Raw genomic sequence first — 26,675 nt, forward strand, 5'->3', positions numbered from 1 at the left:
CCCGGGCGGCGACCCACAGACGGAATCCATCCGTCCTCCAGGAGGTTCGACCCGTGAGGCACCCCCACAAGAACCGCAGACGCCGTCCGCTCGTCCTGGGCGCCGCCCTCGCCGCCGCAGGCCTCGTCGGCACCGGTCTGACGGCACTCACCACCGACACCGCCGAGGCCGCCACCGCCCGGCAGGTCGAGGCCCTCGACCGGGGCGTGGTCAGCGTCCACACCGGTGACGGCAACCTGGTCAGCTGGCGCTGGCTGGGCACCGACCCGGACGACGTGTCGTTCAACGTCTACCGGGCCGGCACGAAGGTCAACCCCGCACCGGTCACCGGCTCCACCACCTACTTCCACTCCGGCGCCCCCTCCCACGCCGACTACACCGTCCGCGCGGTCGTGGGCGGTACGGAGCAGGGCGACTCGGTCCACGCGATCCAGTTCCGGGCCGGCTACAAGGACGTGCCGATCAGCGCTCCGTCCGGCGGCACCACACCCGACGGCGTCTCCTACACCTACGAGGCCAACGACGCCTCCGTCGGCGACCTCGACGGCGACGGCGCGCTGGACATCGTCCTCAAGTGGCAGCCGACGAACGCCAAGGACAACTCGCAGTCCGGCTACACGGGCAACACGATCGTCGACGGCATCAGGCTCGACGGCACCCGGCTGTGGCGCGTCGACCTGGGCCGCAACATCCGCTCCGGCGCCCACTACACGCAGTTCCAGGTGTACGACTACGACGGCGACGGCAGGGCCGAGGTCGCCATGAAGACCGCCGACGGCACGAGGGACGGCACCGGCGCGGTCATCGGCAGCTCCTCGGCCGACCACCGCAACTCCTCCGGCTACATCCTCTCCGGCCCCGAGTACCTGACCATGTTCGACGGGCAGACCGGCAGGGCGATGGGCACCGTCGACTACGTCCCCGCCCGGGGCAACGTCTCCTCCTGGGGCGACTCCTACGGCAACCGCGTCGACCGCTTCCTGGCCGGCACGGCGTACCTGGACGGCTCCCGCCCCTCCCTGATCATGGCGCGCGGCTACTACACGCGCTCGGTGATCGCCGCCTGGGACTGGCGCGACGGACGGTTCACCCGACGCTGGACCTTCGACACCAACTCCTCCACCAACGCCGGCAAGGGCTACGACGGCCAGGGCAACCACCAGCTGTCCGTCGCCGACGTCGACGGCGACGGCAGGGACGAGATCGTCTACGGCGCGATGGCCGTCGACGACAACGGCCACGGACTGTGGACCACGAGGAACGGCCACGGCGACGCCATGCACGTCGGAGACCTCGACCCGTCCCGCGCGGGCCTGGAGGAGTTCAAGGTCGACGAGGACAGCTCGAAGCCGTCGTCGTGGATGGCGGACGCGCGCACGGGCCAGGTCATCTGGTCCACCGGTGCGAGCGGCGACAACGGCCGGGGTGTTTCCGCCGACATCTGGTCCGGCAGCGCGGGCGCCGAGTCCTGGTCGTCGGCCGAGAGCGGCATCCGCGACCCGAAGGGCACGGTCGTGAACAGCCGCAAGCCCTCCAGCGCGAACTTCCTGTCCTGGTGGGACGGCGACCCCGTCCGCGAACTCCTCGACGGCACCCGCGTCGACAAGTACGGCACCTCCGGCGACACCCGCCTCCTCACCGGCTCCGGCGTCGTCTCCGACAACGGCACGAAGGCCACACCGGTCCTCGCCGGCGACATCCTCGGCGACTGGCGCGAGGAGGTCGTCTGGCGCAGCACCAACAACACGGCCCTGCGCATCTACTCCACCCCGCACGACACGGACCGGAGGATCACGACCCTCCTGCACGACACCCAGTACCGCACGGCCCTGGCCTGGCAGAACACGGCTTACAACCAGCCCCCGCACCCGAGCTTCTTCATCGGCAGCGGGATGCCGACGGCACCCAGGCCGGCGGTCCGCACGCCCTGAACCCCGTCCGCCCCTTCAGGCGGCCCGGTCCACCGGCGGGGGCTTCCCGCCGGTGACCACCGCACGGACCCGGCTCTGGGACAGCCGCGTCCGGGCAGCGATCACCTCCACCGGCAGACCCCGCCGGTGCGCACCGCGCAGAGCGGAGTCCCGCCAGTTCTGGAGTCTCTTCTTCGCGGCCTCGCCCGCGACCGTCCGGTGCAGCAGCACCGCCAGTGCGAGCGACAGCCGCCCGGCCGTGCCCTCCCACGTTCGCGCCATGCGGCGCCCCCTGTCCTCGCCACCACCACTCCCACTCCCACAACGGTCGAAGAAGTACAGCGGGGCCACAAGGGCGTGAAACGGGCGCACTGGTCACGGAGGCGGGAGAACGCGCCGTCCGCACGCGCCCTCCCGGGCGGCCCTCCCCCCTCACAGACCCGGTCCCGAGGAGGGAGCGGAACGCGCGAGGACCGGGCGGCCCCCGGTGTGGGTGGGGGCCGCCCGGTCGGGTGGTCTCGTCGTCCGGTGACAAGACCGTGTACGCGGAGCCGTCAAGCGCTACCGGGGCCGGAGAACCGCCCGGCCCGCGGAGCGCCTCGCGGGGGCTATTCCAGTAGCTCCGCGTACGAGCCCATGGCGAGGGCTATGTCCGCCTGGGCCCAGAACCGGTGGTACGTGAACGTGGGCGCGGCACCGCCCGCGAGATAGCTCTCGATCTTCGACCAGGCCGGGTCGTCCTGGTAGAAGGAGCGGATCGAGGAGAAGGTCGACGACGCGTCGATCGTGTCGCCGTTCGGCATGGTGCCGCTCCAGCCGTCCGGGACGTGCACCGGGTCGTCGAAGCGGTTGTAGTCGGCGCGGGTCTCCGGGACGGCGATGCCGAGCGCGGTCTGGTTGTGCTCCCACATGCCGTCGAGCAGCGCCTTGGCCGTCGCGGCCGCCTCCGTGTCGCCCGAGCGGTCGGCGTAGTACGTCAGGGTCTTGGCGTACGCCGCCGCCACACCGACGTCGTTGGTGTAGTCCGAGACGGTGACGTGCAGGTCGCTGTTGTCACCCGGGGAGGAGGCGTTCCAGGTGTCCGGCTGCCCCGACCACCGCATCGTCGCGGGGATCCGGAAGGTGCCGTCAGGGTTGACCGTCGTCTCCGACAGCGCCCAGTCGACCCACTTGTCCAGGACCTCCTCGGCCGCCGCGTCGCCGCTCTGCTGGTAGTACTCGGCGACCCGCTCCATGGACCACGCCTGGAAGCCGAACCACTGGTTGGACGGCGGGTCGTGGTACACGGGCTTCTCGTCGTAGTACATGCCGTAGAAGGTCGGCGTACCGGCCGGCGGCGTCGCGTACCGGCCCGCCCAGCTGTTGGTCGCGCCGCCCGCGATGGCACCCTCGTCGGACTGCAGCCAGCGGTAGAACTCGACCTGCCGGTCGAGCGACTTGGCCCAGTCCTGCGCGCCCGTGGCCGACTTGGGCTTCAGGTCGTCGTAGGTGCTCAGCGCGTACGCGGCCAGCGGGTTCTGGTAGCCGCCGTGGGTGTGGCTGGAGCCGATGCGCCAGGCCCAGCCCGCCGAGCTGTCCACGGCGCCGCCCCAGGCGTAGTACCAGGACAGCAGGTAGTGCGAGGAGTCCTTGCCGGTGCCGGCCGGGCAGCTCGTCGGCCCCACGCAGTCGCCGACCTTCTTGAAGTACTTGTCGAACATGGCGTAGCGCAGGTAGTCGCCCATCTTGGCGGCCTTGTCCAGGGTCCCGGCGATCTCGTCGCCCCTGCCCTGCTCCTCGGCCCAGATGTCCGCCCAGTAGGCGGCCTGCACGGCTCGCGCGTCGGCGTCCGGGGCGTTGGTGAACTTCCACTGCTCGGCGTAGGACGCGTCGCCGGTGAAGAGGTCCAGATAGCCGTTCTCGCCGCCGTACTTGAAGGCGTCGCAGGTCGGCTGCGGCACCGTCTCCCACACCGACTCCTGCGCGCCGCGCTGGAAGGTGTTGATGTACGACGGGCCGGTGTCCGACGGACCCGCCTCGCAGTTGCCGGGCGAGTTGCCGTAGCCGTAGGTGTTGTCGACGTCCTGGAGCCAGTGCATGCCGTAGACGTCGTCCGTGCCGTAGGCCGACTTCAGCTCGGCGGCGATCGGGTCCGGGCCGACGGAGACCGCGCCGTCCAGCGGCGCCGGGTACTCCTCCGGCGTGTCCAGCTCGGGTGCGTACGTCGCCGGTTTCGAGGCGTTGTAGGCCGAGTTGGACGGCTGGTCGGCGTGCGTGGGGATCATGTACGTCTCCATGATCTCCCAGGCGTTGTTGAACCGCGACCAGTCGCCGGTGACCTTGCCGTACATGGCCTGGAGCCACAGCAGGTAGCTGTATGCCTCGGACGTGGTCTCGTGCCCGTGGTCCGGCGCCTCGACGATCAGCGTCTCGACCGAGTGGTACGGGATGCCCTCGGGCGAGAAGTAGCCGTTCGCCGGATCCGTGATCTTCCCGTAGAGCTCCAGGAAGCGGGCGTCGTAGTCCTTCGCGGCGGCCAGCTGGGTCACGTTGACCGCGGCCTTGCCGTGGCCGGGGGCCGTCGACTCGAAGAGGGCCGAGCCGGTGCCGGAGGCGTCGGCCGCGATGGTCACCTCCTGGGCGGTGTCCCAGTTCGACGGGGTGAAGGTGAGGCTCGCCCCGCCCGAGACGGTCAGGCCGGTGTTGCCGCTCGCGCGGGCCGTGGCCACCGTGACGTTCGCGGTCGGCTGCTTCGAGAGCTTCACCTCGTACGTTCCGGACTCGCCCTGCTGAACACCCAGTTGGGCGGGGGTGGCCACCACGGTCGGTCCCGAGGCGACCGTGATGCCGACCGGCGTCGAGCTCGCGGAGGCACCCGTGCTGTCGTACGCCTTCGCCACCAGGGAATGACTGCCCACGGTCAAGCCAGAGGCGGAGTGCGTGAAGGGCGGGCTGGTGTCCGTACCCAGCAGCGTGGTGTCGTCGTAGAACTCCACCTTGCTGATCGTGGCGTCGTCGGCGGCGGCCGCCGTGGCCGCCAGCGGGACCGCCTCGCCCTGCGAGTACACCGCGCCCGCATCCGGGCTGGTCAGCACGGTGATGGGCGGCTGGTGCGCGCCGGCGCACGTGGTGCCGTTGACCGCGAAGCCGGCCGGCGCGGCGTTGGTGCCGCTGTACGTGAACTGCCCGCCGGTGGAGACGGCGGCCCCGGCGGCGATCCTCGCGTTGTACGAGGCGTTCTTCACGGTGACGGTCCGGCCGGACTGGGACCAGGTGCCGTTCCAGCCGTTGGTCAGCTTCTGGTCGCCCGCGTAGTCGTACGTCAGCGTCCAGCCGTCGATGGCGTCGCCGCCGCGGTTGGTCAGCGTCAGCTCCGCGGTGAAGCCGGAGCCCCAGTCGTTGGTCCGGTAGTCCACGCCGCACTGGAGGGCGGCCGCCTGGGCGGGAGTCGAGCCGGTGCCCACCATCGTGAGGGGGAGCGCGAGTGCCGCCAGCGCGGCCGTCCACAGTCGCCGCGTGGTGCGGCGTCCGGGTCTGTGTCGGGGGTGCATGGTGCTGGTTCCTCCTGCGGCTCGGGGGCGGTGGGGGAGGAGCAACAAGCCTTGAACCAGTGGGAGCGCTCCCATAGTGAAGAGCGGGTCCATAGCGGTCAAGAGGTGTGAACAGTCGAAAAGATTCGACAGTCGTCGCCGCGAGAAAGTCGGTGACTCCTCTGTTCTTCACCGTCACTTGGCGCTACCTTCATCGGCACCAGTGGGAGCGGTTCCATCAGTCGACGCGTTCGTCACGGCGCGCCCGAACTGCAAGGAGTCGCTCATGCGACACCCCCCGCTCCACCTTCCGTGTTCAGGACTTTTAGCCGCGGTCGCGGCCAGTCCCACGCGTCATCGGCCGGCGTGCCGGCTCGCACATCCCCCGGGCGGTCCCACCGTGCCCGCGGGCCGTTCCTGATCTCCGGACACGGCACCCCCATGCCGTTCGGCAGCGGGCCGCGCCCAGTTGGCGCGCGGCCCCGGACGACAGCACCCGCACCCCCACGAAAGAAGGAACCCGCACTCATGACCCGTAGCAGAACCGCGATGCTCGCTGCCCTGACGCTGGTCGCCGGGGCGTCCGGCACGGCCTTCGCAGCCCATTCCGCGAACGCCGGCGCGGCGGCCGTCCCCTGCACCGTCGACTACGAGGTACAGAACGACTGGGGCAGCGGCTTCACCGCGGCCGTGACCGTCACCAACAACGGCGCCGCCACCTCCAGCTGGTCGCTGGGGTGGACGTACGCCGGCAGCCAGAAGGTCAGCAACAGCTGGAACGCGAAGGTCAGCCAGAGCGGTGCCGCCGTCACCGCGGCCAACGAGTCGTACAACGGCACCCTGTCCACGGGCGGTTCGGCGAGCTTCGGCTTCCAGGCCACCTACAGCGGCAGCAACGCGATCCCGGCCACCTTCACCCTCAACGGCGAGACCTGCAACGTCGACGACGGCGGCCCGACCGACCCGGGCCCGACCGACCCCGACCCGACCGACCCGCCGGACCCCGGTGGCCCGTCCGACCGGGTGGACAACCCCTACGACGGCGCCAAGGTCTACGTGAACCCCGAGTGGCAGGAGAAGGCCGCCGCCGAACCCGGCGGTGACCGCATCTCCGACCAGCCCACCGGCGTGTGGCTCGACCGGATCGCCGCCATCGAGGGCGTGAACGGCGGCATGGGCCTGCGTGACCACCTCGACGAGGCGCTGGTGCAGAAGGGCTCCGGCGAACTCGCCATCCAGCTGGTCATCTACAACCTGCCCGGCCGTGACTGCGCGGCCCTCGCCTCCAACGGCGAGCTGGACGCGACGGAGATCGACCGGTACAAGACCGAGTACATCGACCCGATCGCCGCGATCCTGGCCGACCCGAAGTACGCGGACCTCAGGATCGTCACCACGGTCGAGATCGACTCGCTGCCCAACCTCGTCACCAACGTCTCCGGGCGGCCGACCGCCACGAAGAACTGCGACGAGATGAAGGCCAACGGCAACTACCAGAAGGGCGTCGGTTACGCCCTGAACAAGCTCGGCGACACCGCCAACGTCTACAACTACGTCGACGCCGGCCACCACGGCTGGCTCGGCTGGGACAGCAACTTCGACCCCTCCGCCGAGATGTTCAAGACCGCCGCCACCACCGAGGGGGCGACCGTCGACGACGTGCACGGCTTCATCGTCAACACCGCCAACTACAGCGCCCTGAAGGAGGAGAACTTCAAGATCACGGACTCCGTGAACGGAACCCCCGTGCGCCAGTCCGGCTGGGTGGACTGGAACCAGTACACCGACGAGCTCTCCTACGCCCAGGCCATGCGCGACAAGCTGGTCACACTCGGCTTCGACCAGAACCTCGGCATGCTGATCGACACCTCCCGCAACGGCTGGGGCGGCACGGCCCGGCCCGCCGGTCCCGGCCCGCAGACCAGCGTCGACGCCTACGTGGACGGGGGCCGCTACGACCGCCGCATCCACCTCGGCAACTGGTGCAACCAGTCCGGAGCCGGCCTCGGTGAACGCCCGCAGGCCTCTCCCGCCGCCGGGATCGACGCGTACGTCTGGATGAAGCCCCCGGGCGAGTCCGACGGCGCGAGCGAGCCGATCGACAACGACGAGGGCAAGGGCTTCGACCGGATGTGCGACCCGACGTACGAGGGCAACGAGCGCAACGGCAACAACTTGTCGGGCGCCCTGGACAACGCCCCGGTGTCCGGGCACTGGTTCTCCGCCCAGTTCCAGGAGCTGATGAAGAACGCCTACCCGCCGCTGCCGTAGGCGTAAGCGGGGTCCCGCGTAGGTGACGCCGTCGGGGTCCGGTCCTCGGGCCGGGCCCCGGTGGTGTGTTTTTGCGATTGCGGCAACTTGATTTGCCCCGACGCGGTGAGTCGTCGCACCCTGGCGGCATCGCGAACGGGAGGCTGACCACCATGGCGCACGACCACCACCAGCACGACTCCGTACACGGCCACGGCCACGACCACGACCACAATCACGACCATATGGACTGGGCCGAGATGGCCCCGCTGCTGGAGGCGCAGGCGGAGCTGTACACGCCGCTGTACCGGCAGGCCATGACCTGGCTGGCACGCGAGGTGACCGAGCCCGGCCTGGTCGTCGACGTCGGCAGCGGACCCGGCGTCGTCTCCTGCCTGTTCGCCGACACCTTCCCCGGCGCCCGTGTCATCGCCGTCGACGGCGCCGGACCGCTGCTGGAGCGGGCCCGCTCCCGCGCCGCCCGGCTCGGCGTCGGCGACCGCTTCGGCACCCTCGCCGGTGACCTGCCCGGCGTACTGGGCGAACTCGACTACCCCGCCGACCTGCTGTGGGCCAGCCAGAGCCTGCACCACCTCGGAGACCAGCGCGCGGCCCTCGCCGCGCTCGCCGGGCACCTGGCACCCGGCGGCACCCTGGCGGTCCTGGAGGGCGGACTGCCCGCCCGGTTCCTGCCCCGCGACCTCGGCATCGGGCGTCCCGGGCTGCAGGCCAGGATGCACGCCGTGGAGGAGGACTTCTTCGCGGAGATGCGCGCGAGCCTGCCCGGCACGGTGGCCGTGACCGAGGACTGGCCGGCGCTGATGACCTCGGCGGGACTCGAGCACAGCGGCACCCGGAGCTTCCTGCTCGACCTGCCCGCGCCCGTTCCGCAGGAGGCCCGCGCGTACGTCGTCTCCTCGTTGTCCCGGATGCGCGACCGGGTCGGGGACGGTCTGGACGCGGGCGACCGGGCCACCCTGGACCGGCTGCTCGACCCCGGGGACGAGGCGAGCGTGCACCGGCGCCAGGACGTGTTCGTGCTGGTGGCGCACACGGTCTACACGGCCCGGCGGCCTTCCTGACCGGGTGGCCGGCGGCGGCCGGGGCAGCCCGGCCGAGATCCGCGAAGGGGCCCGGCCGCACTGGCCGGGCCCCTTCGCGCGGGGGAGCGCCTCATCCCCCGTCGGTCATTCTCCGTTGAACTCCGCCGGGTCGAATCCCAGCCGCCGGTCCTCGTTCAGCGCGCTGATCGCCGCGAGGTCCTCGGTGTCCAGGGCGAAGCCGAACACGTCGATGTTCTCCTTGATCCGGGACGGCGTCACGGACTTCGGGATCACCACGTTGCCGATCTGGAGGTGCCAGCGCAGCACGACCTGGGCCGGGGTGCGGCCGTGCTTCTGGGCGATCGCCACGATCGCCGGGACCTCCAGCAGGCCCTTGCCCTGGCCGAGCGGGGACCAGGCCTCGGTGGCGATGCCCTGCTCCGCGTGGTACTCACGGGCGGCGTGCTGCTGGAGGTGCGGGTGCAGCTCGATCTGGTTGACCGCCGGGATGACCGACGTCTCGCCGATCAGCCGCTCCAGGTGCTCCGGGTAGAAGTTGGAGACGCCGATGGCCCGGACGCGGCCGTCGGCGTGCAGCTTCTCGAACGCCTTGTACGTGTCGACGTACCGCTCCTTGGCCGGCATGGGCCAGTGGATCAGGTACAGGTCGACGTACTCCAGGCCCAGCTTCGCCAGCGACGTGTCGAAGGCGCGGAGGGTGGAGTCGTATCCCTGGTCGTTGTTCCAGAGCTTGGTGGTGACGAAGAGGTCCTCGCGGGCGACGCCCGAGGCGGCGATCGCCTTGCCGGTGCCCTCTTCATTGCCGTAGATCGCCGCTGTGTCGATGCTGCGGTACCCGGCCTCCAGCGCGTGGGCGACGGCCGTCTCGGCCTCGCCGTCCGGAACCTGCCAGACGCCGAAGCCCAGCTGGGGCATCTCGACGCCGTTGTTCAGGATGATCGGGGGGACCTTGCTGCTCACGAGCTCTTGATCCTTCGGTTGTGGTCAGGTGGTACTCACATCGTCAACGATCACGGCCCGTAATGCATTCCTGACCCGCGAACTCACGCTGTGTACAGCGCCTCGACCTCGCTGCCGTAGGCCTTCTCGATGGCCTTGCGCTTCAGTTTCAGCGAGGGCGTCAGCAGCCCGTGCTCCTCGGTGAACGGCTGCGCGAGGACACGGAACGTGCGGATCGACTCGGCCTGCGACACCAGCGTGTTGGCCGCCACGACCGCGCGCCGGACCTCCGTCTCCAGGTCGGCGTCGTGGACCAGCTCGGCCGCGGGCGGCCGGGGCTTGTTGCGCATCGTCAGCCAGTGGTCGACGGCCTCCTGGTCGAGGGTGATGAGAGCGGCGACGTAGGGCCGGTCGTTGCCGACGACGATGCACTGGTCGACCAGCGGATGGTCCCGGACGCGTTCCTCCAGCAGACCCGGTGAGACGCTCTTGCCGCCGGAGGTCACCAGGATCTCCTTCTTGCGGCCGGTGATGGTGAGGTAACCGTCCTCGTCCAGCGCGCCCAGGTCGCCGGTGGCCAGCCAGCCGTCCCGCAGGCTCTCGTGGGTGGCCTTCGGGTTGTTGAGGTAGCCCTGGAAGACGTTGTCGCCGTTCAGCCAGATCTCGCCGTCGTCCGCGAGGCGCACGGTGACGCCGGGCACGGGCACCCCGACGGTGCCGAAGCGGGTGCGCTCGGGCGGGTTGGCGGTGGCCGCCGCCGTGGACTCGGTCAGGCCGTATCCCTCGTAGATCCGCACGCCCGCGCCCGCGAAGAACAGGCCGAGCCGCCGGTCCATCGCCGAACCGCCCGACATGGCGTTGCGCAGGCGCCCGCCCATCGCCGCCCGCACCTTGGCGTAGACGAGCTTGTCGAAGAGCTGGTGCTGCACGCGCAGCCCCGCCGACGGGCCGGGGCCGGTGCCCCAGGCCTTCGCCTCCACCGCCTCCGCGTACTTCACGGCCACGTCGACGGCCTTCTCGAAGGGACCGGCCTTCCCCTCCTTCTCGGCCTTGCGCCGGGCCGCGTTGAACACCTTCTCGAAGATGTACGGCACCGCCAGGATGAACGTCGGCCCGAAGGCCGCCAGGTCGGGCAGCAGGGCGGCGGCGTTCAGCTGCGGCTGGTGCCCGAAGCGGACCCGGCCGCGGATCGCCGCGACCTCCACCATCCGGCCGAAGACATGGGCGAGCGGCAGGAAGAGCAGCGTCGCCGCCTCGTCGCCCTTCCTGGAGTGGAACACCGGCTCCCAGCGCTCGATGACGGTGTCCGCCTCGTACATGAAGTTGCCGTGCGAGATGACACATCCCTTGGGGCGGCCGGTGGTGCCCGAGGTGTAGATGACGGTGGCGGGCGTGTCGGGCGTGATCGCCTTCCGGTGCCGGTGCACCACGTCGTCGTCGAGATGGGCGCCCGCCTCGTACAGCTCCTGGACGGCGCCGGAGTCGAGCTGCCACAGGTCGCGCAGGCGCGGCAGCCGGTCGATGACGGTGGCGATCGTCATCGCGTGGTCCTCGTGCTCCACGACCGCGGCCGTCACCTCGGCGTCGTACAGCATCCACACGCACTGCTCGGCCGACGAGGTCGGGTAGACGGGCACCACCTGGGCGCCGATCGTCCACAGGGCGAAGTCGAAGAGGGTCCACTCGTAGCGGGTGCGGGACATGATGGCGACCCGGTCGCCGAAGCGGACGCCCTGGGCGAGCAGGCCCTTGGCGAGGGCCAGCACCTCGTCGCGGAACGCCCCGGCGGTCACGTCCCGCCACCGCCCGGCGTCGTCCTTGCGGCCGAGCGCGATGTGCCGCGGATCCTCCCGGGCGTGCCGGAAGACGACGTCGGCGAGACCGCCCACCGGCGGTGCCGACGCCGACGGAGGACTGCTGAACTCGCGCAAACCCCGCTCCCCGCTTCTCGTGACGCCCCCGCACAGCGCGGTGAAAGCTACCCCACGCCGAACGGGGGCGGGAGGGGCGCAAAAGATGGACAGCGCTTGTGTTCGCGCTGGTCAGCGCGCGGAAATGCGCTCACATGGGGAAGGGTCGGACACTTTCCTGACCGTTGAGCAAGTTTCGGTGCGGTTATCTCCACCGAATCTGTACGACCTGCTTACCGTCGGTACGCCCGGCTATCCGAGGCCGGTCCGCCGCGGCCGGTGCAACCGGTCGCCGCCCGCCAGGATCGCCGACGCCAGGGCGTCCGCCGCGCCCCGCGCCGAGGCGTGGCGGCGGCCGTGGACCAGTACGAAGTCGACCCGGCCCAGCTCGGGCAGTCCCGCCCGCTCCGGCACCCGTACCAGCCCGGGCGGGATGAGCCCGCGCGCGTGCGCCATCACGCCGAGGCCCGCCCGGGCCGCCGCGATCAGGCCGTTGAGGCTGCCGCTGGTGCACGCGACGCGCCACTCGCGGCCCTGCCGCCGCAGGGCGTCCAGCGCGAGCGCGCGGGTGATGCCCGGCGGTGGATACACGATGAGCGGCACCGGACGGTCCGGGTCGAGGCGCAGCCGCTCCGCGCCGATCCACACCAGCCGGTCCCGCCAGACCGGCTCGCCCTGGGGGTCCTGCGGCCGTCGCTTGGCCAGCACCAGGTCGAGCTTCCCGGCGGCCAGCTGCTCGTGCAGCGTGCCCGACAGCTCCACCGTCAGCTCCAGGTCGACCTCGGGGTGGACGTGCCGGAAGCCCTCCAGGATCTCCGGCAGCCGGGTCAGCACGAAGTCCTCGGACGCCCCGAACCGCAGCCGGCCGCCCAGCCGGGTCCCGGTGAAGAAGGCCGTCGCCTGCTCGTGCACCTCCAGGATCCGGCGCGCGAACCCGAGCATCGCCTCGCCGCCCTCCGTCAGCTCCACGGAGTGCGTGTCACGGCTGAACAGCTGCCGCCCGGTGGCGTCCTCCAGCCGCCGCACGTGCTGGCTCACGGTCGACTGGCGCAGCCCGAGCCGCCGGGCGGCCTGCGTGAAACTCAGCGTCTGGGCCACCGACAGGAAGGTGCGCAGGTGGGAGGGGTCGTACATCCCTCCAGGTTATCGCGCGACGTGATGACAGTCAGAGCGGTATACCGGATTCCCGATCGCTGGGTGAGGGAGCAGGATGGAGCGGAACCCGTGAACCGTCCGTGTCCCCGCCGGACGACAGCGAACGAGCAAGTGGAGCACCGTGAAACGCCTGCGATGGCCGCGTTGGATGCCGATCGACCCGTACATCCTGCTGCTGCTCGGGACGGTGGGCCTCGCGGCGCTGCTGCCGGCCCGCGGCACGGGCGCGGACGTCGCCTCCGGCGCCTCCACCGCCGCGATCGCGTTCCTCTTCTTCCTCTACGGCGCCCGGCTCTCCACCCGTGAGGCGATGGACGGGGTGCGGCACTGGCGGCTGCACGTCACCGTGCTGGCCTGCACCTTCGTCGTCTTCCCGCTGCTGGGGCTCGCGTCCCGCGGACTCGTCCCGGTCTTCCTGACCGACCCCCTCCACCAGGGCCTGCTCTTCCTCACCCTGGTCCCGTCGACCATCCAGTCGTCCATCGCCTTCACCTCCATCGCCCGCGGCAACGTGCCCGCCGCGATCTGCGCCGGGTCCTTCTCCTCGCTGGTGGGCATCGTCCTCACGCCGCTGCTCGCCGCCGCCCTGCTCGGCAGCGGCGGGGGCGGGTTCTCGGCCGACTCGGTGGTCTCGATCGTGCTGCAACTGCTGGTGCCGTTCGTCGCCGGGCAGCTGCTGCGCCGCTGGGTCGGGGGCTTCGTCGCCCGGCACCGGAAGGTCCTCGGGCTCGTCGACCGGGGCTCGATCCTCCTCGTCGTCTACACGGCGTTCAGCGAGGGCATGGTGCGGGGAATCTGGGGCCAGGTCAGTGCGGCCCGGCTGGCCGGACTGCTGGCCGTCGAGGCCGTACTGCTCGCCGTGATGCTGCTGCTGACCTGGTACGGGGCGAAGGCGCTGCGCTTCGGCCGGGAGGACCGGATCGCGATCCAGTTCGCCGGGTCGAAGAAGTCCCTCGCCGCCGGACTGCCGATGGCGAGCGTCCTATTCGGCGCCCAGGCCTCGCTGGCCGTGCTGCCGTTGATGCTCTTCCACCAGATGCAGCTGATGGTGTGCGCGGTCATCGCCAAGCGCCGGTCGCACGACCCGGAGGCGGTCGCGGCGTCCGAGAAGCCAGAGGGGGCCGAGAAGCCAGAGGGGGCCGAGGCGTCCGCGGGCCCGCCGCGCCCCACGGCAGGCACCGGGAACCGCTGAGCGGGCGGAAGCGCGCGCCCTCAGCCGCCCGCCTCCACCCGGTCCATGGGCAGGTGCAGGACGGTGTTCCCGGCGGCCGCGGGCGGGTTTCCGGCACCGATCTCCGTGTCGGTCAGCGCCCGGTCCCACACGCGCACCTCGTCGATCGCGCCGGTGAAGCGGGCCCGGCCGTCCACGCGCTCGCCGACGTGCACACCGAACGGCGAGTTCCGGCTGACCGAGCCCGGCACGTCCGCCGCGCCGGCCGCCGTACCGTCGACGGACAGCGTGAGCCGGCCTCCGCCGCGCCGCAGCGCCAGGTGGTGCCAACGCCCGTCGTTGTGGGCGTGGTCGGTGCGCACCCATGCCGAGCGCGGGGCCGCCCCGCCCTCGCGCGCGGTGATCAGCCCCTGGATCCGGCCGTTGCCGGGCTCGGCGCGCAGCCACACCTGGGGCTGTGCGGGGCCGACCCCGCCCATCCACAGCAGCGGCTGCTCCCCGTCGTCCGCCGCGTACCGGAACCACAGCGACACCGTGAAGTCCCCGGTCCCGAGCGGCAGCCGCTCGTCGTACGGCAGTCGTACGGCGTCGTCGGCGCCGTCGAGGGCGAGCGCGCCGCCGACCATGCCGTCCGTCGTCCCGGCGCCGCCGAGCACGGTCGCGGGCGCGGCACCCGCGGCGAGGTCGGGGGTGGTGGGATCGGCGGCCCGGCGCGGCCGCAGCCAGTCCTCGGTGAAGCGGGCGAAGCGGATCTCGTCGCGGGCGTCGGCCGTGCCGCCCTCGTACAGCAGGCCCACCGTCTCGTCGTCGACGGCGGCCGGGTCGGAGTAGCCGGACCAGTCGCGGGTGACGACCGTGCCGCGGTCCACGGCGTCCCAGGTCGCGCCGCCGTCGTAGGAGGAACGGACCGTCATCGTCCGGCGGCGGTCGGGGTCGGCCGGCGCGGACAGCAGCATCCGGTCGCCGAGGCGGAGCAGGGCCCCCTGCACCTGCGGGGTGTACAGGTCCGGGAGGGCGCTGAAGGGGCCGGTGAAGCTGTCCCCGCCGTCGCGGCTGACGGCCTGGGTGCGGTGGCCGAGGTCGGTGCCGTGCTCCTCCCGGCCGCTGACCAGGAGGGTGCCGTCGGCGCGTTCGGCGAGGGTGAGCTCGGACGGCTTCTGCCGGAAGGTGCCGTCGGCGGCGACGGGCCGGGTGTCGGTGGCCCCGAGCCTCCAGTGTTCGCCGCCGTCGTCGCTGACCACGAGTGCCGCGTGGTTGGCGGTGACCCGGTCGTCGTCCCAGGTCTCGGCGTTGACGCCGACCACGAGCCGCCCGGGGTGGGCGCCGCCGGTGAGCTGGACGCCGTGCCCGGGGCCGGTGGCGTACCAGGAGTTCCAGTCGGGCGGCAGGATCCCGGCGCTCAGGTCGCGGGGAGCGGACCAGGTGCGGCCGTCGTCGTCGCTGTACTGGAGGTGGGGAGTGCGGGCGCAGGGCACCGCGCAGCCGGCGGCGTCCGTACGGCCGGCGTTGTACGTCTCGACCAGCAGGACGCGACCGGTGGCGCGGTCCACGACCGGGGCCGGGTTGCCGTGGGTGTCGCCGCCGCCGTCGTTGACGACCCGGAGCGGGCCCCAGGTGCGCCCGCCGTCGGTGGACCGCTTGACGACGATGTCGATGTCGCCGGCGTCCCCGCAGTTCAGCAGGCGGCCCTCGGCGAAGGCCAGCAGGGTGTCGTCCGTCGTCCGGACGATCGCCGGAATGCGGAAGCAGGCGTAGCCGCCGGGGTCCCGGTCCGCCCTGAAGAGGACCTGCTGCTCGAACTCCGGCGCCCTGGTCGCGGCTTCGGCGGGGGCGGGGAGCGAGGAGGCGGCCAGGGCGGACAGGGAGAGGAGGGCAAACAGGGAGGAGCGCGGACGCGTACGGGGAGGTGACGGCATGGAACGGTCTGCCCTTCGGGCGGCTGGTCGGGAGGGAGCCGGTCGTCAGGACATCAGTACATCAGGACGTGTCGCGCCTGATACGTCTCGTATGCCCGCGCGCGTGTCGTTCGACGGGACGGCGGAAGACGCCTGGGAGGAGCGTGGAAAACGATTGGGAGGAGCGTGGAAAACGCCTGGGGGAGGCGCGAAGACGCGCGGAAGGCGTGAGGAAGGCGCACGGGGACCTCGGGCCGGGACGGAGCCCCCGCGGTGCGGGGCGCCCTTCCCACCGGTCGGGCCCCCGCCGCCGTGCCGCGGGGAACCGGGTCAGCCCCGGGCGGCCGCGGCCCGCAGGGCCACCCGGTCCTCGCCCGCGTACACGTTCATGGAGCTGCCGCGCAGGAAGCCCACCAGCGTCAGCCCCGTCTCGGCGGCCAGGTCCACCGCGAGCGAGGACGGCGCCGACACCGCGGCCAGCACCGGGATGCCCGCCATCACGGCCTTCTGCGCCAGCTCGAAGGAGGCCCGCCCCGACACCAGCAGAACCGACCGGGACAGTGGCAGGTCACCGTTCTGCAGCGCGCGGCCGACCAGCTTGTCGACCGCGTTGTGCCGGCCCACGTCCTCCCGTACGTCCACGAGTTCGCCGTCCTCGGTGAACAGGGCCGCCGCGTGCAGTCCGCCGGTCCGGTCGAAGACCCGCTGGGCGGCGCGCAGCCGGTCCGGCAGGCCCGCCAGCAGCTCCGGGGTGACGCGGACCGGGGGAGTGTCGGCGATGGGCCAGCGGGCCGTCGTGCGCACCGCGTCCAGGCTCGCCTTGCCGCACAGCCCGCAGGAGGAGGTCGTGTAGACGTTCCGCTCCAGCGTGATGTCGGGGATCGGCACGTCCGGCGTCGTCCGCACCTCGACGACGTTGTAGGTGTTGGAGCCGTCGGCCGTGGCGCCCGCGCAGTAGACGATGTTCTGGAGGTCGTCCTGCTCGGCGAGGACCCCCTCGCTGACCAGGAACCCGGCCGCGAGCGCGAAGTCGTCGCCCGGGGTGCGCATCGTGATCGCGAGAGGTCTGCCGTTGAGCCGGATCTCCAGCGGTTCCTCGGCGACGAGCGTGTCCGGACGGGTGGAGACCGCCCCGTCCCGGATGCGGATCACCTTGCGTCGTTCCGTGACTCGTCCCATGGTCCGTGCCCCTTGTGCCGGTCAGTCCCGGTTCTGTACGTGCTGGTAGCCGAAGCGGCTCTTGATGCGGAGGTCGCCGTGGGTCACCGGGCCGTCGTACGGCGAGATGACCTTCACGGTCTCATTGTCCTGCACGTGAGGGCGACGTTGCGGCCCACCCCGCGGTACGCGCGCACCGTGGTCGTCTCGCTCCGCCGACGCAGGCGCCGATTCGGGCGATTCAGGCGATTCAGGCGATTCGGCCGGTTCCGTCGGCGAAATATCGTCCACGATATGGAGGTTGACCCGGCAAGGCTTTGTGCAAGGACGGTGGTTGTCTGCTCAACCGTCTTCTCAACCGCTTTCCCGCTGCCTACGGTGGGGGACCCATGAGTCCCCCCGTCGCGCCCCCGGGCTGGAGCCGCTGGCTCGTTCCCCCCGCCGCCCTCTCGGTCCACCTCTCCATCGGCCAGGCCTACGCCTGGTCCGTGTTCAAACCGCCCCTCGAATCCGCCCTCGGCCTCAGCGGCACGCAGAGCGCGCTGCCCTTCCAGCTCGGCATCGTCATGCTCGGGCTGTCGGCCGCGTTCGGCGGCACGCTCGTGGAGCGCCACGGGCCGCGCTGGGCGATGACCGTCGCCCTGGTCTGCTTCTCGTCCGGTTTCCTGCTCTCCGCGCTCGGCGCGGCGGTGGAGCAGTACTGGCTGATCGTCTTCGGCTACGGTTTCGTCGGCGGGATCGGCCTCGGCATCGGCTACATCTCGCCCGTCTCCACGCTGATCAAGTGGTTCCCGGACCGGCCCGGCATGGCCACCGGCATCGCCATCATGGGATTCGGCGGCGGCGCGCTCATCGCCTCCCCCTGGTCGGCGCAGATGCTGAAGTCCTTCGGCGCCGACAACTCAGGGATCGCGCTCGCCTTCCTCGTACACGGACTGACGTACGCCGTCTTCATGCTGCTGGGCGTGCTCCTGGTACGGGTGCCCCGCCCGAAGGAACGGGCGGACGGCTCACCGGCCGCGCTCGAGGGCGTCCAGGTCTCGGCGCGCGCCGCCGTGCGCACCCCGCAGTTCTGGCTGCTGTGGGTCGTGCTGTGCATGAACGTCACGGCCGGCATCGGCATCCTGGAGAAGGCCGCGCCGATGATCACCGACTTCTTCGCCGACACCTCCACACCGGTGTCGGTGACCGCCGCCGCGGGATTCGTGGCGCTGCTGTCGGCCGCCAACATGGCGGGCCGGATCGGCTGGTCCTCGGCCTCCGACCTGATCGGGCGCAAGAACATCTACCGCGTCTACCTCGGCGTCGGCGCGCTGATGTACACGCTGATCGCCCTGTTCGGCGACGTCTCCAAGCCGCTGTTCGTCCTGTGCGCCCTCGTCGTCCTGTCCTTCTACGGCGGCGGCTTCGCCACGGCCCCCGCCTACCTCAAGGACCTCTTCGGCACCTACCAGGTCGGTGCGATCCACGGACGGCTGCTCACCGCCTGGTCCACGGCCGGCGTGCTCGGGCCGCTGATCGTCAACTGGGTCGCCGACCGGCAGGAGGAGGCCGGGCGGCACGGCTCGGCCCTGTACGGGACCTCCTTCGTCATCATGATCGGGCTGCTGGTCGTCGGCTTCGTCGCCAACGAGCTAGTCCGTCCGGTCCACGCCCGCCACCACCTGCCCGCCGCCCCCACACCGAAGGAGGCCACCGATGCCCGACGACAGCAGCCAGAGTCCGCCTGACCTTCCCGGCCGGCGGCCGCTGATCACCTTCACCTGGCTCTGGGTGGGCGCACCACTCGCCTACGGGCTGTACGAACTCGTCCGGAAGGCGACCCAGTTGTTCACCGGCTGAGGCCCGCCGAGGACGGGGACGCGGGGAGGGACGCCGGGGATGCTGACCGAAGCCGACAAGCCAGGCGTCCGTTTCCTGTCGTATCACCTGCCGTCGTACCCGTCGGTCACTCATCACACTGGTGGATCCCGTACCCGAGGCAGTGAGGTCTCCACCCATGCACGGCTCCCGCATCACCGCCGTCGGTCATTACCAGCCCGCCCGGGTCCTCACCAACGAGGATCTGGCGGGCATGGTCGACACCAGCGACGAGTGGATCAGGAGCCGGGTGGGCATTCACACCCGCCGTATCGCCGGACCCGAGGAGCCGGTCGACGAGCTGGCCGGGCACGCCGCGGCGAAGGCGCTCGCGGCGGCCGGGCTGACCCCCGCCGACGTGGACATGGTCATGGTCGCCACCTCCACCGCGATCGACCGCTCCCCGAACATGGCCGCTCGTGTCGCGGCCCGCCTCGGCATCCCGGGGCCCGCCGCGCTGGACGTCAACGTCGTCTGCGCGGGCTTCACGCACGCCCTGGCCACCGCCGACCACGCCGTGCGGGCCGGCTCGGCGAGCCGCGCCCTGGTCATCGGCGCGGACAAGATGTCCGAGGTGGCCGACTGGAGCGATCGCACCACCTGTGTGCTCGTCGGCGACGGGGCGGGGGCCGTCGTCGTGGAGGCCTGCGCGCCCGGCGAGGAGGCGGGGATCGGTCCCGTGCTGTGGGGGTCGGTGCCCGAGATGGGCAACGCCGTCCGTATCGAGGGCACGCCGCCCCGCTTCGCGCAGGAGGGGCAGAGCGTCTACCGCTGGGCGACCACACGGCTGCCCGCCATCGCACGCCAGGCCTGCGAGCGGTCCGGGGTGGAGCCGGCCGACCTGGCCGCGGTCGTCCTGCACCAGGCGAACCTGCGCATCATCGAACCCCTCGCGGCGAAGATCGGCGCCGTCAACGCCGTGGTCGCCCGCGATGTCGTCGAGTCCGGGAACACCTCCGCCGCGAGCATCCCCCTCGCCCTCTCCAAGCTGGTGGAACGGGGCGAGATCACCACCGGCGACCCGGTGCTGCTCTTCGGCTTCGGCGGCAACCTCTCCTACGCCGGACAGGTCGTCCGCTGCCCCTGAACGACCACCCCCGCTCCGTCGTGCGACGTGGCGCGGCGATGGCGGCGTCCACGTCATCGGCGGCGACGGCCCCTTCGCCCGCACATCACGGGCCGGGACGGGCACGGCGCCCCGGCTGAGGCGTGAGCACACCGAGCACACCCGGCGTTCCTGCCACGCGCGGGAAGAATCGTGAGGTCAGAGGCTGTCCAGGGGCCGCCCGGCGCGAGGGCCGGGCGGCCCCGTCGTGTCCCGGGCCGCCGGACATCGGGACCTTCTTTGTCCACTCAGTGGAGAAAGTTCGCAGCAATTCGTGCGTGACTTCTTCCCACACCCGGCGCCCACTGCTACGTTCCCTCCGAAAGCAAGCCACTGGACGTGGCCGGAAACCGGCACACACTCAAGGCCGATTGAGGCGGGGAGGGGCTCGTGAGACGCATGACGGCACGACCCGCCAACGCTCACCAAGCGCGACTGCTCCAGCTGTTGCGCGACGGAGGGCCCAACTCCCGTGCCCAGCTGGGCGACCAGGTCGACCTGTCGCGGTCGAAGCTGGCCGTGGAGGTGGACCGGCTGCTCGAGACGGAGCTGGTCGTGGCCGACGGACTCGCCGCCTCGCGCGGCGGGCGCCGCAGTCACAACATCCGCCTCAACCCCGGGCTGCGCTTCCTCGGCGTCGACATCGGCGCGACCTCGGTCGACGTCGCCGTCACCAACGCCGAGCTGGAGATCCTCGGACACATCAACCAGCCCATGGACGTACGCGAGGGGCCGGTCTCGGTCTTCGAGCAGGTACTCGCCATGGCCGCCAAGTTGCGGGCCTCGGGGCTCGCGGAGGGCTTCGACGGCGCCGGTATCGGCGTCCCGGGGCCGGTCCGCTTCCCCGAGGGTGTGCCGGTGGCTCCACCGATCATGCCGGGCTGGGACGGCTTCCCCGTACGGGAGGCGCTCAGCCAGGAACTCGGCTGCCCGGTCATGGTCGACAACGACGTGAACCTGATGGCGCTGGGGGAGCAGCACGCGGGCGTCGCCCGCACCGTGCACGACTTCCTCGTCGTCAAGATCGGTACCGGCATCGGCTGCGGCATCGTCGTCGGCGGTGAGGTCTACCGCGGGACGACGGGCAGCGCGGGCGACATCGGGCACATCCAGGCCGTGCCCGACGGACGTCAGTGCGCCTGCGGCAACCGGGGCTGTCTGGAGGCCCACTTCAGCGGCGCGGCGCTGGCCCGCGACGCCACGGAGGCCGCCCAGCAGGGCCTGTCGGCCGAACTCGCGAGCCGTCTGGAGGCGAACGGGGGCCTCAGCGCCGCCGACGTCGCCGCCGCGGCCGCCGCGGGTGACGCCACCGCACTCGAGCTGATCCGGGAGGGCGGCCGGAGCACCGGCCAGGTCATCGCCGGCCTGGTCAGCTTCTTCAACCCGGGCCTGGTGGTGATCGGCGGCGGGGTGACCGGCCTCGGCCACAACCTGCTCGCCGCGATCCGTACCCAGGTCTACCGCCAGTCGCTGCCCTTGGCGACCGGCAACCTGCCCATCGTACTGGGGGAGTTGGGCCCCAGCGCCGGAGTCATCGGCGCGGCCCGGCTGATCAGCGACCACCTGTTCTCACCCGCGTAGCACCACCCGGCCCCGCGCAGCACCACTGTCACTCGCGTAGCACCAACGTCACCCGCGCAGGCGCCACCTGTCACCCGCGTAGGCACCACTCGGATCTCCGAGCTCCATCAGCACAGCGCCCTGTCCTGTCCTGTCCCGCTTCGCCCTGCCCTGCTCCGCTCTGCCCTGACACCGGCCCGCACGCCCGCCGAGGGGACCTCACATGGCACCAGAACCACCGCTGCTCAGCATGTCCGGCATCACCAAGTCGTTCCCCGGAGTCCGGGCCCTGGACGGCGTCGATCTCGACGTCCAGGCCGGCGAGGTGCACTGCCTGCTCGGCCAGAACGGCGCCGGGAAGTCCACCCTCATCAAGGTGCTGGCCGGCGCCCATCAGCCCGACACCGGCACCATCCGCTGGCGCGGCGAGGACGTGACCCTGCGCTCGCCCATCGCGGCCATGCGCCTCGGCATTGCCACCATCTACCAGGAACTCGACCTGGTGGAGCACCTGTCGGTCGCCGAGAACGTCCACCTCGGTCACGAACCGACCGCCGCCGGCTTCGTCGTACGGGCAAAGGCGGCCAAGGAGTCGACGGCCGACCTGCTCAGGCGGCTCGGGCACCCGGAGGTCGATCCCGGGCGGCTGGTCGGCGAGCTCTCGGCGGCGCAGCAGCAGATCGTGTCCATGGCGCGGGCGCTCTCGCACGAGGTGCGGCTGATCGTGATGGACGAGCCGTCCGCCGCGCTCGACCCCGACGAGGTGGACAACCTCTTCCGCATCGTCGCCGACCTCACCGCCGACGGCGTCGCCGTCGTCTACATCTCGCACCGGCTGGAGGAGATCCGCCGCATCGGCGACCGGGTCACCGTCCTCAAGGACGGCCGGGCCGTCGCCGGCGGGCTGCCCGCCGAGTCGACGCCGACCAACGAGGTGGTCGCGCTGATGACCGGACGCAACGTCGAGTACGTCTTCCCGCAACGGCCCACCTCACCACCCCTGGCCGAGCCCGTGCTGAGCGTGCGGGGACTGACCAGGGACGGTGAGTTCGAACCCCTCGACCTGGAGGTCCGCCCCGGCGAGATCGTCGGACTCGCCGGCCTCGTCGGCTCCGGCCGCTCCGAGATCCTGGAGACGGTCTACGGGGCCCGGAAGGCGAGTGCCGGACAGGTCCTCGTGGACGGGAGCCCGCTGCGGCCGGGAAGCGTGCGCGCCGCTGTGCGCGCCGGGCTCGGACTCGCCCCCGAGGAACGCAAGGCGCAGGCCCTGCTGATGCTGGAGTCCGTCACCCGCAACGTGTCGGTCTCCGCCATGTCCCGCTTCTCGCGCGGCGGCTGGATCGACCGCGGCGCGGAACTGGCGGCCGCACGCAAGGCGACCCGCGAGCTGTCGCTGCGGCCCGACAACCCCTCCGCGCCCGTGCGCACCCTGTCCGGCGGCAACCAGCAGAAGGCGGTCCTCGCCCGCTGGCTGCTGCGCGGCTGCCGGGTCCTGCTGCTCGACGAACCCACCCGCGGCGTCGACGTCGGCGCCCGCGCCGAGCTCTACGCGGTCATCCGCCGCCTCGCCGACGAGGGCCTCGCCGTCCTGCTGGTCTCCAGCGAGGTGCCCGAGGTACTGGGCCTCGCCGACCGCGTGCTGGTGCTGCGCGAGGGCCGTGTCGTGCACGAGGCCCCCGCCCGCGAACTCGACGAACACCGCGTACTCGACCTCGTGATGGAAGGAAGCCCGGCGTCATGACGCAGCACGTGTCCCCGCCGCGGGACGGCACCGGCAAGGCGGCACCGGTGGACGGTCCGCCCGCCTGGCGGGTCCAGTTGGGCCGCGCCGACGTCCGCACCCTCACCCTGCTCGGCGTGCTCGCCGCACTGGTCCTCATCGGCGGCATCACCCAGCCCGACTCGTTCCTCGACACCCGCAACCTCCAGCTGGTGCTCACCCAGGCGTCCGTGATCGGCGTCGTCACCGTCGGCATGACCTTCGTCATCGTCTCCGGCGGCATCGACCTGTCGGTCGGCGCCATCGTCGCCCTGGCCTCGGTGTGGGCGACCACGGTCGCCACCCAGGAGTACGGGTTCGCCGGCATCCTCTTCACGGCGGTCGTGGTCGGCGTGGGCTGCGGACTGGTCAACGGGGTGCTCATCGCGTTCGGCCAGATGGTGCCGTTCATCGCCACCCTGGCCATGCTGGCCTCGGCGCGCGGCCTCGCGGAGCAGATCACCGACGGCCGGACCCAGGTCGTCACGGTCCCCAGCGTCCTGGACCTCGGCGAGCGCGACGCCTACATCCTCGGCATACCGCCCCTGGTGCTGGTGTTCGCCGCCGTCACCGTGATCGGCTGGCTGGTGCTCAACCGGACCACCTTCGGCCGCCGCACGGTCGCCGTCGGCGGCAACGCGGAGGCCGCCCGGCTCGCCGGCATCGACGTCCGCCGCCAGCGGCTCTACCTCTACCTGCTGTCCGGGCTGTGCTGCGGCATCGCCGCCTTCCTGCTGATCGTCCTGGCCGGCTCCGGCCAGAACACCAACGGCAACCTCTACGAACTCGACGCCATCGCCGCCGCGATCATCGGCGGAACGCTCCTGACCGGCGGGCGCGGCCACATCCTCGGCTCCGTGCTCGGCGTCCTGATCTTCACCACGATCACCAACATCTTCGCCCTGAACAACCTGCAGAGCGACGTCCAGCAGATCGCGAAGGGCGCGATCATCGTCGCCGCCGTGCTGGTCCAGCGCCGTACCGCAAGCACGCATTGAGGAAAGGGTTCACCGCCATGACAGAGCTCACGAGTCGCAGAGGGCTGCTCTTCGGAGCCGCCGCCGTGTCCGCCGGTGCCGTCCTCACCGGGTGTACGAGCAACGACCCCGACGACGGCGGCGACAAGGCCTCCACGGACACGCAGCCGGCCGCAGACGACAAGCCGGGCAAGGCCGTCACCATCGGCTACGCCGGCCCGCAGGCCGACCACGGCTGGCTCAACGCCGTCAACGACAACGCGAAGCAGCGCGCGGAGAAGTACTCGGACGTCACCCTCGAGGTCACCGAGGGCTCCAACGACACCGCCCAGCAGATCGGCCAGATCGAGACCCTCATCAACAAGAAGGTCGACGTCCTGGTGATCCTGCCCGCCGACGGCAAGGCGCTCACCCAGGTCGGACTGCAGGCCATGCGCGCCGGCATCCCGGTCGTGAACCTCGACCGCATCTTCAACAGCCCCCAGGCCTACCGCTGCTGGGTGGGCGGCGACAACTACGGCATGGGCCTCAACGCCGCGCACTACATCGGCGAGAAGCTCAAGGACCAGCCGGACGCCAAGGTCATCGAGCTGGCCGGCCTGGACAACCTGGAACTGACCCAGCAGCGCACCAAGGGCTTCGACGACGGCCTGAAGAACTACCCGAACATCAAGAAGGTGGCCCGGCAGGCCGCCGACTTCACCGTCGAGTCCGGCCAGGCCAAGATGGCCCAGCTGCTCCAGGCCCAGTCGGACTTCGACGCCATGTGGAACCACGACGACGACCAGGGCGTGGGCGCGCTGCGCGCCATCGAGCAGGCCGGCCGCGACGACTTCCTGATGGTCGGCGGCGCGGGCGCGCTCTCCGCCTTCCAGGCCATCAAGGCGGACAGCGGCGTACTGAAGGCGACCGTGCTCTACCCGCCGACCATGGCCGCCTCCGCGATCGACCTGGGCCGCGCCCTCGGCCAGGGCAAGGGCATCAGCGGCCTCGCCGAGTTCGAGATCCCCTCGACGGTCACCTGCTACTCGGCCGTCGTCGACAAGGAGAACGTCGACCAGTACATGTCCACGGGCTTCAAGTGAGGGCCGCCGCCCCACGGCCGGCCTGACCAGCCGGCCGTCGGGCGGGGCCCACCCCCCACCGCGCCACCACGACGAGGAGGACATCCGCATGGGACAGCCGCAGCAGCCCGAGGGGGCCGGGGCGGAGGCATCAGCCGCCGGAACCGGGACCGACAGCGGGACCGGGACCAGTGCGACGGGGGCGTCCGCGACCAGACCGCCGCTGCGCGTCGGCATGGTCGGTTACGCCTTCATGGGTGCCGCACACTCCCAGGGCTGGCGCACCGCCGGCCGCGTCTTCGACCTGCCGCTGAACCCGGTCATGGCCGCGATCTGCGGCCGGGACGCCGACGCCGTCCGCACGGCGGCCGACCGGCACGGCTGGGCGAGCACCGAGACCGACTGGCGGGCCCTGGTGGAACGGGACGACATCGACCTCGTCGACATCTGCACCCCCGGCGACAGCCACGCCGAGATCGCGCTGGCCGCGCTCGCCGCCGGCAAGCACGTCCTGTGCGAGAAACCGCTGGCCAACACCGTCGCGGAGGCGGAGGCGATGACCCGGGCCGCCGACGAGGCGGGCGCACGGGGACAGCTGGCGATGGTCGGGTTCAACTACCGCCGGGTGCCGGCCACCGCGCTGGCCCGCCGGATGGTGGACCAGGGCCGCATCGGCCGGCTGCGGCACGTGCGGGTGACGTATCTCCAGGACTGGCTGGTGGACCCCAAGGCGCCACTGACCTGGCGGCTGCGCAAGGAGCTGGCCGGCTCCGGAGCCCTCGGGGACCTCGGCGCCCACATCGTCGACCTCGCGCAGTACCTGACGGGGGAGCGGATCGCGGGCGTCTCCGCCCTCACCGAGACCTTCGTACGCGAACGCCCGCTGCCCGACGGCGCACCCCGCGGCCTGTCGGCCGGCTCGGCGGACGGTGCCACCGGCCAGGTCACCGTGGACGACGCGGCCGTCTTCACCGGCCGCCTCACCTCCGGCGCACTGGTCTCCTTCGAGGCCACCCGGTACGCCACCGGCCGCAAGAACTCCCTGCGCATCGAGCTCAACGGTGAGCGCGGCTCGCTCGCCTTCGACCTGGAGCGGCTCAACGAGCTGTCGTACCACGACGGTACGGAGCCGGGGGAACACGCCGGCTTCCGGCGCATCCTCGTCACCGAGCCCGAGCACCCCTACCTGGAGGCCTGGTGGCCGCCGGGCCACGGACTGGGCTACGAGCACACCTTCGTCCACCAGGTGCGCGACCTCGTCCACGCCGTCGCCGACGGCCACCGCCCCGTACCCTCCTTCGCCGACGGGCTGCAGGTGCAGCGCGTGCTCGCGGCGGTGGAGGAGAGCGCCGAGAAGAACTCCGTCTACACCCCGATCGCCCCCTGAGG

Annotated in this window: 19 protein-coding genes and 1 pseudogene; 12 read left to right on the top strand and 8 right to left on the bottom strand. The window is 71.6% G+C overall.

The window, feature by feature from the left end; genetic code table 11:
* Positions 1 to 53: 53 nt before the first annotated feature.
* A complete protein-coding gene (locus tag ACH4NX_RS18020) occupies positions 54 to 1,931 on the top strand; it encodes a rhamnogalacturonan lyase (protein WP_398128001.1) in 1,878 nt (625 codons plus the stop codon).
* Positions 1,932 to 1,946: 15 nt separating this feature from the next.
* Here the strand turns inward: ACH4NX_RS18020 and ACH4NX_RS18025 are convergent, their stop codons facing one another.
* Together ACH4NX_RS18025 and ACH4NX_RS18030 are read right to left on the bottom strand one after the other, a co-directional pair.
* Positions 1,947 to 2,192: a hypothetical protein gene (locus tag ACH4NX_RS18025; RefSeq protein ID WP_398128002.1), complete on the bottom strand. Its 246-nt coding sequence runs from the start codon at positions 2,190 to 2,192 to the stop codon at positions 1,947 to 1,949.
* A 326-nt stretch (positions 2,193 to 2,518) separates the two neighbouring features.
* Positions 2,519 to 5,440, bottom strand: coding sequence for a glycoside hydrolase family 48 protein (locus ACH4NX_RS18030; protein WP_398128003.1), 2,922 nt, complete (start codon positions 5,438 to 5,440; stop codon positions 2,519 to 2,521).
* A 507-nt stretch (positions 5,441 to 5,947) separates the two neighbouring features.
* Between ACH4NX_RS18030 and ACH4NX_RS18035 the strand changes: the two genes are divergently transcribed.
* Complete coding sequence (locus ACH4NX_RS18035; RefSeq protein ID WP_351396034.1) at positions 5,948 to 7,690, top strand: glycoside hydrolase family 6 protein; 1,743 nt, start codon at positions 5,948 to 5,950, stop codon at positions 7,688 to 7,690.
* 152 nt (positions 7,691 to 7,842) lie between these two features.
* Positions 7,843 to 8,751: a class I SAM-dependent methyltransferase gene (locus ACH4NX_RS18040; protein WP_351396037.1), complete on the top strand. Its 909-nt coding sequence runs from the start codon at positions 7,843 to 7,845 to the stop codon at positions 8,749 to 8,751.
* Between the two features lie 105 nt (positions 8,752 to 8,856).
* On the opposite strand, the gene ACH4NX_RS18045 is transcribed toward ACH4NX_RS18040, so the two are convergent.
* The 3 genes from ACH4NX_RS18045 to ACH4NX_RS18055 all read right to left on the bottom strand — a co-directional run bounded on the left by ACH4NX_RS18045 (position 8,857) and on the right by ACH4NX_RS18055 (position 12,716).
* Positions 8,857 to 9,693 carry an aldo/keto reductase gene (locus ACH4NX_RS18045; RefSeq protein WP_351396040.1) on the bottom strand — a complete coding sequence of 279 codons (837 nt, stop codon included), beginning with the start codon at positions 9,691 to 9,693 and terminating at the stop codon, positions 8,857 to 8,859.
* 83 nt (positions 9,694 to 9,776) lie between these two features.
* Entirely contained in the window at positions 9,777 to 11,603 is a 1,827-nt protein-coding gene (locus ACH4NX_RS18050) for an AMP-binding protein (RefSeq protein ID WP_351396043.1), read from the bottom strand.
* Positions 11,604 to 11,834: 231 nt separating this feature from the next.
* Positions 11,835 to 12,716: a LysR substrate-binding domain-containing protein gene (locus ACH4NX_RS18055; protein ID WP_398128004.1), complete on the bottom strand. Its 882-nt coding sequence runs from the start codon at positions 12,714 to 12,716 to the stop codon at positions 11,835 to 11,837.
* Positions 12,717 to 12,885: 169 nt separating this feature from the next.
* Between ACH4NX_RS18055 and ACH4NX_RS18060 the strand changes: the two genes are divergently transcribed.
* Positions 12,886 to 13,929 (top strand): bile acid:sodium symporter family protein, encoded by a 1,044-nt coding sequence (locus ACH4NX_RS18060; RefSeq protein WP_398128005.1) that lies wholly within the window; start codon positions 12,886 to 12,888, stop codon positions 13,927 to 13,929.
* A gap of 20 nt (positions 13,930 to 13,949) precedes the next feature.
* On the opposite strand, the gene ACH4NX_RS18065 is transcribed toward ACH4NX_RS18060, so the two are convergent.
* From ACH4NX_RS18065 to ACH4NX_RS18075, 3 genes and pseudogenes are all read right to left on the bottom strand, one after another.
* Entirely contained in the window at positions 13,950 to 15,824 is a 1,875-nt protein-coding gene (locus tag ACH4NX_RS18065; RefSeq protein WP_398128006.1) for an exo-alpha-sialidase, read from the bottom strand.
* A gap of 309 nt (positions 15,825 to 16,133) precedes the next feature.
* On the bottom strand, positions 16,134 to 16,982 hold the full coding sequence (gene fdhD, locus ACH4NX_RS18070; RefSeq protein WP_398128007.1) for a formate dehydrogenase accessory sulfurtransferase FdhD: 849 nt from the start codon (positions 16,980 to 16,982) through the stop codon (positions 16,134 to 16,136).
* A 21-nt stretch (positions 16,983 to 17,003) separates the two neighbouring features.
* Positions 17,004 to 17,176: pseudogene (locus tag ACH4NX_RS18075) on the bottom strand (Fe-S-binding domain-containing protein); the annotation flags it as partial.
* A gap of 174 nt (positions 17,177 to 17,350) precedes the next feature.
* Between ACH4NX_RS18075 and ACH4NX_RS18080 the strand changes: the two are divergent.
* The 8 genes from ACH4NX_RS18080 (at position 17,351) to ACH4NX_RS18115 (ending at position 26,673) form a co-directional block, all read left to right on the top strand.
* Positions 17,351 to 18,691 (top strand): OFA family MFS transporter, encoded by a 1,341-nt coding sequence (locus ACH4NX_RS18080; RefSeq protein WP_398128008.1) that lies wholly within the window; start codon positions 17,351 to 17,353, stop codon positions 18,689 to 18,691.
* Positions 18,660 to 18,803: a hypothetical protein gene (locus ACH4NX_RS18085; protein ID WP_398128009.1), complete on the top strand. Its 144-nt coding sequence runs from the start codon at positions 18,660 to 18,662 to the stop codon at positions 18,801 to 18,803. Before ACH4NX_RS18080 ends, ACH4NX_RS18085 begins: the two co-directional genes overlap by 32 nt.
* A gap of 157 nt (positions 18,804 to 18,960) precedes the next feature.
* Complete coding sequence (locus tag ACH4NX_RS18090; RefSeq protein ID WP_351396062.1) at positions 18,961 to 19,908, top strand: beta-ketoacyl-ACP synthase III; 948 nt, start codon at positions 18,961 to 18,963, stop codon at positions 19,906 to 19,908.
* A gap of 417 nt (positions 19,909 to 20,325) precedes the next feature.
* On the top strand, positions 20,326 to 21,507 hold the full coding sequence (locus ACH4NX_RS18095; RefSeq protein ID WP_398128010.1) for an ROK family protein: 1,182 nt from the start codon (positions 20,326 to 20,328) through the stop codon (positions 21,505 to 21,507).
* A 202-nt stretch (positions 21,508 to 21,709) separates the two neighbouring features.
* Positions 21,710 to 23,227, top strand: coding sequence for a sugar ABC transporter ATP-binding protein (locus tag ACH4NX_RS18100; RefSeq protein ID WP_351396067.1), 1,518 nt, complete (start codon positions 21,710 to 21,712; stop codon positions 23,225 to 23,227).
* Positions 23,224 to 24,243, top strand: a complete 1,020-nt coding sequence (locus ACH4NX_RS18105) for an ABC transporter permease (RefSeq protein ID WP_351396070.1) — start codon at positions 23,224 to 23,226, stop codon at positions 24,241 to 24,243. The genes ACH4NX_RS18100 and ACH4NX_RS18105 overlap by 4 nt, the downstream gene beginning before the upstream one ends.
* A gap of 17 nt (positions 24,244 to 24,260) precedes the next feature.
* On the top strand, positions 24,261 to 25,307 hold the full coding sequence (locus ACH4NX_RS18110) for a substrate-binding domain-containing protein (RefSeq protein WP_398128011.1): 1,047 nt from the start codon (positions 24,261 to 24,263) through the stop codon (positions 25,305 to 25,307).
* 88 nt (positions 25,308 to 25,395) lie between these two features.
* Positions 25,396 to 26,673 carry a Gfo/Idh/MocA family protein gene (locus ACH4NX_RS18115; RefSeq protein ID WP_398128012.1) on the top strand — a complete coding sequence of 426 codons (1,278 nt, stop codon included), beginning with the start codon at positions 25,396 to 25,398 and terminating at the stop codon, positions 26,671 to 26,673.
* Positions 26,674 to 26,675: the final 2 nt, after the last annotated feature.

Origin of the sequence: Streptomyces sp. NPDC017225 (assembly GCF_044331465.1) — a bacterium.
GTDB lineage: Bacteria > Actinomycetota > Actinomycetes > Streptomycetales > Streptomycetaceae > Streptomyces.